9 protein-coding genes and 1 pseudogene are annotated in these 7,994 nt (G+C 61.6%); 2 read left to right on the plus strand and 8 right to left on the minus strand.

All coding sequences use genetic code 11. The features are described 5' to 3' along the window. Positions 1 to 95: 95 nt before the first annotated feature. The 8 genes and pseudogenes from HX839_RS31275 to HX839_RS31310 all read right to left on the minus strand — a co-directional run bounded on the left by HX839_RS31275 (position 96) and on the right by HX839_RS31310 (position 5,642). Positions 96 to 1,175 carry a sigma-54-dependent Fis family transcriptional regulator gene (locus HX839_RS31275; RefSeq protein WP_003212528.1) on the minus strand — a complete coding sequence of 360 codons (1,080 nt, stop codon included), beginning with the start codon at positions 1,173 to 1,175 and terminating at the stop codon, positions 96 to 98. A 99-nt stretch (positions 1,176 to 1,274) separates the two neighbouring features. Next, complete coding sequence (locus tag HX839_RS31280) at positions 1,275 to 1,940, minus strand: methionine ABC transporter permease (RefSeq protein WP_003212526.1); 666 nt, start codon at positions 1,938 to 1,940, stop codon at positions 1,275 to 1,277. Continuing rightward, positions 1,937 to 2,683, minus strand: coding sequence for a methionine ABC transporter ATP-binding protein (locus HX839_RS31285; protein ID WP_003212524.1), 747 nt, complete (start codon positions 2,681 to 2,683; stop codon positions 1,937 to 1,939). Before HX839_RS31285 ends, HX839_RS31280 begins: the two co-directional genes overlap by 4 nt. After that, positions 2,680 to 3,474: a MetQ/NlpA family ABC transporter substrate-binding protein gene (locus HX839_RS31290; protein WP_003212522.1), complete on the minus strand. Its 795-nt coding sequence runs from the start codon at positions 3,472 to 3,474 to the stop codon at positions 2,680 to 2,682. Before HX839_RS31290 ends, HX839_RS31285 begins: the two co-directional genes overlap by 4 nt. A gap of 14 nt (positions 3,475 to 3,488) precedes the next feature. Continuing rightward, entirely contained in the window at positions 3,489 to 4,526 is a 1,038-nt protein-coding gene (locus tag HX839_RS31295; protein ID WP_177048794.1) for an isopenicillin N synthase family oxygenase, read from the minus strand. 86 nt (positions 4,527 to 4,612) lie between these two features. Next, positions 4,613 to 5,131 (minus strand): annotated as a pseudogene (locus HX839_RS31300) (thioredoxin family protein); the annotation flags it as partial. A 77-nt stretch (positions 5,132 to 5,208) separates the two neighbouring features. Beyond that, positions 5,209 to 5,388: a hypothetical protein gene (locus HX839_RS31305; RefSeq protein ID WP_003212515.1), complete on the minus strand. Its 180-nt coding sequence runs from the start codon at positions 5,386 to 5,388 to the stop codon at positions 5,209 to 5,211. An 11-nt stretch (positions 5,389 to 5,399) separates the two neighbouring features. Then, positions 5,400 to 5,642, minus strand: a complete 243-nt coding sequence (locus tag HX839_RS31310) for a DUF2790 domain-containing protein (protein ID WP_177068218.1) — start codon at positions 5,640 to 5,642, stop codon at positions 5,400 to 5,402. A 216-nt stretch (positions 5,643 to 5,858) separates the two neighbouring features. Between HX839_RS31310 and HX839_RS31315 the strand changes: the two genes are divergently transcribed. Then, positions 5,859 to 6,599, plus strand: coding sequence for a response regulator (locus HX839_RS31315; RefSeq protein WP_003212510.1), 741 nt, complete (start codon positions 5,859 to 5,861; stop codon positions 6,597 to 6,599). Next, complete coding sequence (locus tag HX839_RS31320) at positions 6,596 to 7,900, plus strand: ATP-binding protein (protein WP_003212508.1); 1,305 nt, start codon at positions 6,596 to 6,598, stop codon at positions 7,898 to 7,900. Before HX839_RS31315 ends, HX839_RS31320 begins: the two co-directional genes overlap by 4 nt. Positions 7,901 to 7,994 lie beyond the last annotated feature (94 nt).

A 7,994-nucleotide genomic window follows, 5' to 3' on the forward strand; every position in this document is an offset into this window, starting at 1 on the left:
GCTTTGGTTACTTTGCCGCTTTTGCAAAGTGACTCGCTGTAAGAGCGAAACCATAAGCAGCCGTTACCCAAATAACGGATATGTACACCAAAAAATCAGGGTTTCACCCGCCCCTTGAGCATCCCATGATTCACCAAAAGCGTCCGCATGGCATTGCGCGTCACCCCCAACAACTCCGCCGTACGCAACTGATTAAACCCACAAAACGCAAACGCCTCCCGCACGATCAAATCCTCGATATCGTGCAACAACGAATCCCCGGGCACCTCGAACAACCGCAGCAACTGCTCCCGCACCACCTCCTGCGGAATCCTCGGCGCCCCGCTGTTAACGCTGGCATGCATCGCACTCAGCCCCGCAGAAAACTTCAAGTGCGACGGCATGATCGGCCTGTCCCCAGCCACCAAAAGCGCCAGGTGCACCACATTCTCCAGCTCACGAATATTCCCCGGCCACGGATAATCCAGCAACGCCTGGGTCGCCGACTCCGACAACATCGGCTCGGCGATTTTCAACCTGGCACTGTAGAGCCGCCGAAAATGCTCAACCAACGGCAGGATATCCAGCGGCCGCTCACGCAACGGCAACACCTGCACCTGCGCCACGTTGATGCGATAGAACAGGTCAAGACGAAAGTTGCCCGCCTCCACCGCCTGCTCCAGGTCGATGTTGGTGGCCGTCACCAGCCGGATATTGATCTTGATCGGCTTGCGCGACCCCACGCGCACCACTTCCTGCTCCTGCAATACCCGCAGCAGCTTCACCTGCAACGGCAGCGGCAAGTCACCGATCTCATCGAGGAACAGGGTGCCGCCATCGGCTTCTTCAAACCAGCCGATCCGCCGCCCCGAGGCCCCGGAAAACGAGCCGGCCTCATGCCCAAAAAATTCGCTTTCCGCAAGGTTCTCGCTGATGGCCCCACAGTTCACCGGCACAAACGCACCGGTGCGGCCGCTGGCGCTGTGGATATAGCGCGCCACCAGCTCCTTGCCGGTGCCGGTCTCGCCATTGATCAACACCGGCGCTTCACTGGGGCCGACACGTTGCAAATATTCGAGCAGTTGCAGGGAACGCGGGTCGGCAAAAACCAGCGCCTTGGCGCGAATCGACAACGGGTCTTTTTCGCCCTGGGGCAAAGTCAGGATCGGCGTGGGATGCCCGTGGGGACGGTTCATGAAGAGTATTTCCCGGCGACGAGGTGAAGGTACGTAAGGGAACTTTACTCAGTCGCACATATAACTAGAAATATTAAAAATTCATTAGTACATAACCGTTTATCGACGATGCGCCAGCGACCTCACGCAACGATCCCCCAGGCTTTGCACGCCCTGGACCAGCACCACCAACACAATCACCGTCACCACCATGATCTGGTTATTGAAACGCTGGTACCCATAACGAATCGCCAGGTCGCCCAGGCCGCCACCGCCAATCACCCCGGCCATGGACGAAAAGCCGATCAGCATCACCAGGGTCAGGGTCAACCCCGCAAGCAACGCAGGCAGCGCCTCCGGCAGCAGCACCTTGAAGATCACGTGCCGAATATCCCCGCCCATGGCAACGATGGCTTCGATGCGCCCCTTGTCCACTTCGTCCAGCGCGTTCTCGACAATCCGCGCAAAGAACGGAAAGGCGCCAATGGTGATCGGCACCACGGCGGCGGTGCTGCCCAATGTGGTGCCAACGATCAACCGGGTCAGTGGAATCAAGGCAATTAGCATCACCACAAAGGGCAATGAGCGGCCCAGGTTGATCACCGCACCCAGCACACGGTTCACCCGTGGCAGCGGGAACAGCCCGCCGCGGCGACTGACAAACAGCAGCACCCCCAGGGGCAGGCCGATAAGCAAGGTAAAGACCGCCGCCAGCAGCACCATGTACAGGGTTTCGCCAGTGGCCGTGAGCAGCAGTTGCAGGATGTCGTTCCAGTCCGTTTTCATACTGCCCTCACCGCTGGCAGGCTGGGGGCCAGTGAGCGGCCCAGGCTTGAGGCGGGGTCGGCCTGCAATTGAATCAGGCTGCCGCTTTCCACCACACGCCCATTGGCCAGGGATACCGCGCTGTCGCAGATAGCCTTGACCACATCCAGCTCGTGGGTGATCAACACGATGGTCACCCCCAGTTGCCGATTGATACTGCGCAGCAGTTCCAGGATCGACGCGGTGGTTTCCGGGTCGAGGGCGCTGGTGGCTTCGTCCGACAGCAAATAATCCGGGCGCGCCGCCAGTGCCCGGGCGATGCCGACGCGCTGCTTCTGGCCGCCGGACAGTTGCGACGGAAACGCCAGCGCCTTGTCACTCAGGCCGACCAGTTCCAGCAATTCCTTGACCCGGGCAACGCGCTCGGCCTTGGGCTGGCCAGCGATTTCCAGGGGCACCGCCACATTGTCGGCGACGTTGCGTGAATGCAGCAGGTTGAAACCCTGGAAGATCATGCCGATACGCTGGCGTTGCTGGCGCAGTTGCTTGTCACTGAGCAGCGTCAGGTCCTGGCCGTCCATGAGGATGCGCCCGGAAGTCGGGCGCTCCAGCAGGTTCAGGCAGCGCAGCAAAGTACTCTTGCCCGCCCCGCTCCGCCCCACGATCCCGAAGATCGAACCGTCGGCAATCTGCAATGACACGTTATCCAGCGCCGGCGGCTGGCCATCGGCGTAGGTTTTGCTGACCTGCTCGACGACGATCATTCGACAGCTACCGGAATCACCGAGCCTGCATATTTCTCGGTGATGAACTTGGCCACCTCCGGCGAATTCAGGTCCTTGGCCAGCTGTTTGATCCGTGGGTCGTCCTGCAATTTCGGGGTGGTCACGAGGATATTCGCGTAGGGATTGCCCTGGGCTTTTTCCAGCCCAAGGGCATCCTTGGCCGGTGACAGGCCGGCCTCGAGGGCGTAGTTGCCATTGATCACGGCGAGGTCGACATCATCCAGGGCACGAGGAATCTGTGGTGATTCGATCTCGAGGATCTTCAGGTGCCTGGGGTTCTCGGCAATGTCCTTGGGCGTTGCCTGGTCCTTGGCCGGGTCGTTGAAACCGGGCTTGAGCGTGATCAGGCCGTTGGCTTGCAGCAGGTACAGCGCACGGCTCAGGTTGGTGACGTTGTTGGGCACGGCCACGGTGCCTTTATCCGGCACCTGGGCAAAGCTGGTGTGGCGATGGGAATAGATACCCAGCGGCTCGATATGCACGGTGGCCGCCACTGTGAATTTCTGGCCGAGAGCCTGTTCCTGGGAGTGCAGGTACGGCAAGTGCTGGAAGTAGTTGGCGTCCACATCACCGTGGGCCAGCAGTTCATTGGAGTTCACGCCGTTGGGGATTTCGATGATTTTCAGCTGCAGCTGCGGGTCGAGCTTCTGCACGTATTCGAGGATTTGCGCGTGGGGAATCGGGTCCGCCGCCACACGCAGGGCCTCGGCGGCCTGGGCGTCGAAGGAGGCAATCAGGACGGCCAGGGCCAGGGCTGTTTTCTTGAGCATGGTGATGTTCCTTATCAGGCGGACAGGGCTTGGGGAATCGTGGCATCGGCGTAAAACCGTTGGGCGACATCCGGATGGGAACGCAGGCGGCCCTTGAGGTAGTTCCAGCCGACGTCCCGCAGCAGCGGGTTACGCGGGTCACTGGTGGGGCCGTGGGCATCGCGCAGCAACTCGGGCGGCAACTGATACACCGGCACCACCGCGTCGAGTTGTGCACCGAGGAAAAACGCCAGGGACAAACGCTCGCTGCCCAGGGGCGGCGATTCGACCCGGTGCACCGTGGCACGCAGGTAGCCGTTGGTGGCCAGTTCCAGCAACTCGCCGATGTTCACCACCAGGGTGTCGGGGCGCGGCAAGGCGTCGATCCAGCGGCCCTCCTCCACTTCCACTTGCAGGCCGGCCTGCTGGTCTTGCAGGAGGAAGCTGAGAAAGCCGGAATCCTTGTGGGCACCGACACCCTGGCGACTCTGCTGGGCGTGGCGGCCGGGGTAGCGGATCAGCTTGATGTGTTCGTTGGGCTTGGCGCCATACAGCGGGTCGAAAGCATTTTCCGGCAGCGACAAGGCCTGGGCAAAGGCGCGCAACAAGCGCAGGGACATCTGCGTCATCGCCTGCTGCCAGGCCAGTAACAAGGGCTTGAGTTCAGGCAACGCGGCAGGCCACTGGTTGGGGCCTTGCAGGCGCGACCAGGCCGGTGAATCCGGGCCTTGCTGCAGCGGCTCGCGCTCGGCGCCGAGGTCGAACTGCTCACGCAGGTCCGGCTGCCCCCGGGTGATCTCCGACGCGGCGCGGTTGTAGCCGCGAAAGTGCGGGGAGTTGATCATGCCGACAGCAAGCTTGTCGGCCTCCGGCAAGGCGAAAAATTGGCGCGCCTGCTGCTGCACCTGGGTGAGCAACCCGGCGTCGATGCCGTGGCCGGTGAGGTAGAAAAAACCGATATGCCGCGCAGCGTGGCGCAGGTCATCGAGAAACTGCCCACGCTGGGCCGGGCTGCCGTCGAGCAGCGCCAGGTCCAGCAGGGGCAAGGTGTTGATTGCCAGCGGGTGCGACATTGGGTGCTCACTCCATGAACAGGTACGTGGAGTGGTGAAGCTAAACGATCTAAAAACCCCGCAATAAATACCTTTTTGGCATTAGCTTAGGTTGGCGCGTTCGCCGCCCTGGCTTCTTCCAGCAGGGCCTGGATGACTTTCTCCTGATTGTCGTAGCGGCCCTCGCCGAAATGGCTGTAGCGCACTTTGCCGGTGGCATCGAAGAAGTAATGGGCCGGCCAGTACTGGTTATCGAAGGCGCGCCAGATGCTGTAGTCGTTGTCGATGGCCACCGGGTAATGGATGTCCAGCTTCTTGACCTGGCTGCGTACGTTATCCAGGACTTTCTCATAGGCGTTTTCCGGCGTGTGCACACCGATCACCACCAACCCGTCCCTGGCGTACTTCTTCGCCCACTGATTGACGTACGGCAGGCTGCGCTGGCAGTTGACGCAGTCGTAGGTCCAGAAATCCACCAGCACCACCTTGCCCTTCAGGCCCTCGGCCGTCAGCGGCGGCGAGTTGAGCCAGGCCACCGCGCCGTCGAGGGACGGCATGCGCTCATCGGACTGGCTGAAACTTTCGGCGTCGACGTTGTTGATCAGGTAGTTCACCGCCTTGGGCACGCCGACCAAGGCAACCACCAGTGCCAACAGCAGCAGGCCTTTTGAGCGGCGCAGGTATCGGATGAAGTTCATGGGTGTCACCTCGTGGCCGGGGGTGTTTCGGCGCGTTTGCGAGCCGCGCCGTTTTGCGCCAGCGGCGTGTTCTGGAAGCAGGTTTCACTGCCAGTGAGTTTTTTCGCGGTGGCGGCATTCACATCCGCCGCCACACCCGCCATGGAAAACGCCAGGGCACTGAGAAAGCTGTTGAGTGGGGTCATGGCCGGTCTCCTCAGCTGCCTTCAAGGCAATTGCTGGAAAATTTGCGGTAGTCGAGGACGTGGCGCTGGCCCTCGGAATCGAGGTAGGTCAGGTGCGAGTTGACGATGCCGCACAGCGCGCCACCGGACTCTTCGGAGATCGACAGCACCTGGTGGATATCCGGCTGGCTGGCGGTGGTTTCGGCATGGGCGGCAACACTCAGGCCAGTGAGTAAGGAAAACAGGCAACTGGCATAGGCAGCTTTGATAGTCATGGGTGGTTCCCCGGGGGTTCAAGTGGGCCGAGGCGGATTACCTCGATGGGCTCATTTGAACCTTGCGAGGTATCCGGATTGTGTCGGCCAGGCCCGGATTTTTGCGTCGATGTGTATCTCGTCACCGCCAGATACACTGCAATACAAAGGGCACAAGGCAAGCCCGCCGCCAGTGGCTAGACTGCGCATCAATGACTAATCAACGAGGAAGGCAGCATGGATCACGTCGATCACATTCTGATTGTCGATGACGATCGGGAGATCCGCGAACTGGTGGGCAACTACCTGAAAAAGAACGGCCTGCGCACCACCGTGGTGGCTGACGGCCGGCAGATGCGCAGCTTCCTCGACACCACGCCCGTGGACCTGATCGTGCTGGACATCATGATGCCCGGCGACGACGGCTTGCAGCTGTGCCGCGAACTGCGGGTGGGCAAGCACAAGGCCACGCCGATCCTGATGCTCACCGCGCGCAACGATGAAACCGACCGCATCATCGGCCTGGAAATGGGCGCCGACGATTACCTGGTCAAGCCCTTCGCCGCCCGTGAACTGCTGGCCCGCATCAACGCCGTGCTGCGGCGCACACGGATGCTGCCGCCAAACCTGGTGGTGACCGAAAGCGGCCGGCTGATCCGCTTTGGCCGCTGGCGCCTGGACACCACCGCCCGCCATCTGCTGGACGAAGACAACACCCTGGTGGCCTTGAGCGGTGCCGAATACCGTTTGCTGCGCGTCTTCCTCGACCATCCGCAACGGGTGCTCAACCGTGACCAGTTGCTGAACCTGACACAGGGCCGGGACGCGGACCTGTTCGACCGCTCCATCGACCTGCTGGTCAGCCGCCTGCGCCAGCGCCTTTTGGACGACGCCCGCGAACCGGCCTACATCAAGACCGTGCGCAGCGAAGGCTATGTGTTCTCCCTGGCCGTGGAAATCCTTGGGGACCCGGCATGACCCTCACGTTCCGCTGGCCGCGCACCCTCGCGGCGCAACTGACGGTAATTTTCATCGTCAGCCTGCTGTGCGCCAACGCCCTGTCGTTCAGTGCGCAGTTCTATGAGCGCTACATGAGTGCCCGCAGCGTAATGCTGGGCAACCTGGAAAACGACGTATCGACGTCGATCGCGATCCTCGACCGCCTGCCCGCCGCCGAGCGTGCCAGCTGGCTGCCGCGGCTCGACCGCAACGCCTACCGCTACCTGCTGAATGCCGGCGAACCCGGCGAGCCGATGGCCAGCGACAACGTGCCCATGGCCGCGACGTCGATTTCCGATGCGTTGGGCGAGCACTACCCGCTGACGTTCCGCGACATCCCGGGCCTGCAAAAACACTTCCAGGCGCACCTGACCCTGGCCGATGGCAGCCCGGTCACGATTGATGTCTATCCCAAGCCGATCCCGTTTGCGTTCTGGCTGCCGGTGGTACTGGTGCTGCAACTGGTGGTGTTGCTGGTGTGCACCTGGATCGCCGTGCGCATCGCCATCCGCCCGCTGACACGCCTGGCACGGGCAGTGGAAACCCTCGACCCGAATGCCCGCCCGACGCCGCTGGACGAAACCGGCCCCACCGAGGTGGCGCATGCGGCGGCGGCGTTCAACGAAATGCAGAAACGGATTGCCGAGTACCTCAAGGAGCGCATGCAGATTCTGGCGGCGATCTCCCATGACTTGCAGACGCCGATCACCCGCATGAAATTGCGTGCCGAGTTCATGGAGGACTCGGTGGACCGCGAAAAGCTCTGGAGTGACCTGGGGGAAATGGAGCATCTGGTGCGCGAGGGCGTGGCTTACGCTCGCAGTGTGCATGGGTCGACCGAGGCCAGTTGCCGGATCGACCTGGATGCGTTTCTCGACAGCCTGGTGTTTGATTACCAGGATATGAACAAGCAAGTGAGTTTGACCGGTAAAAGCGCGGTGGTTTTGGATACGCGGCCCCATGCGTTGCGTCGGGTGCTGGTGAACCTGGTGGACAACGCGCTGAAATTTGCCGGGGAGGCGCAGTTGGAGGTGGGGTCGACGGCGGCGGGTGAGCTTTCGATCAAGGTGCTGGACCGGGGGCCGGGGATTGCCGAGGATGAACTGGTGCAGGTGATGCAGCCGTTTTACCGGGTGGAGAGTTCGCGTAATCGTGGCACTGGTGGTACAGGGCTGGGGTTGGCGATTGCCCAGCAACTGGCGGTGGCGATTGGTGGGGAGTTGACGTTGAGCAACCGGGACGGCGGGGGGTTGTGTGCGCAGGTTCGGCTGGAGCTGTGACGGGCGGTGTGTATATCCATTATTTGGGTGATGGCTTGTATCGGTTCCGCTCTTACAGCGGCTCACTTTTGAAAAGCGCAAAAGTAAGCAAAAC

This window comes from Pseudomonas sp. I8001 (assembly GCF_013385345.1).
GTDB lineage: Bacteria > Pseudomonadota > Gammaproteobacteria > Pseudomonadales > Pseudomonadaceae > Aquipseudomonas.

Coding starts and splice junctions, on each gene's coding strand:
- HX839_RS31315 (WP_003212510.1), top strand. CDS start 5,859: ATGGATCACGTCGATCACATTCTGATTGTCGATGACGATCGGGAGATC.
- HX839_RS31295 (WP_177048794.1), bottom strand. CDS start 4,526: ATGTCGCACCCGCTGGCAATCAACACCTTGCCCCTGCTGGACCTGGCG.
- HX839_RS31280 (WP_003212526.1), bottom strand. CDS start 1,940: ATGAAAACGGACTGGAACGACATCCTGCAACTGCTGCTCACGGCCACT.
- HX839_RS31310 (WP_177068218.1), bottom strand. CDS start 5,642: ATGACTATCAAAGCTGCCTATGCCAGTTGCCTGTTTTCCTTACTCACT.
- HX839_RS31305 (WP_003212515.1), bottom strand. CDS start 5,388: ATGACCCCACTCAACAGCTTTCTCAGTGCCCTGGCGTTTTCCATGGCG.
- HX839_RS31320 (WP_003212508.1), top strand. CDS start 6,596: ATGACCCTCACGTTCCGCTGGCCGCGCACCCTCGCGGCGCAACTGACG.
- HX839_RS31290 (WP_003212522.1), bottom strand. CDS start 3,474: ATGCTCAAGAAAACAGCCCTGGCCCTGGCCGTCCTGATTGCCTCCTTC.
- HX839_RS31275 (WP_003212528.1), bottom strand. CDS start 1,175: ATGAACCGTCCCCACGGGCATCCCACGCCGATCCTGACTTTGCCCCAG.
- HX839_RS31285 (WP_003212524.1), bottom strand. CDS start 2,683: ATGATCGTCGTCGAGCAGGTCAGCAAAACCTACGCCGATGGCCAGCCG.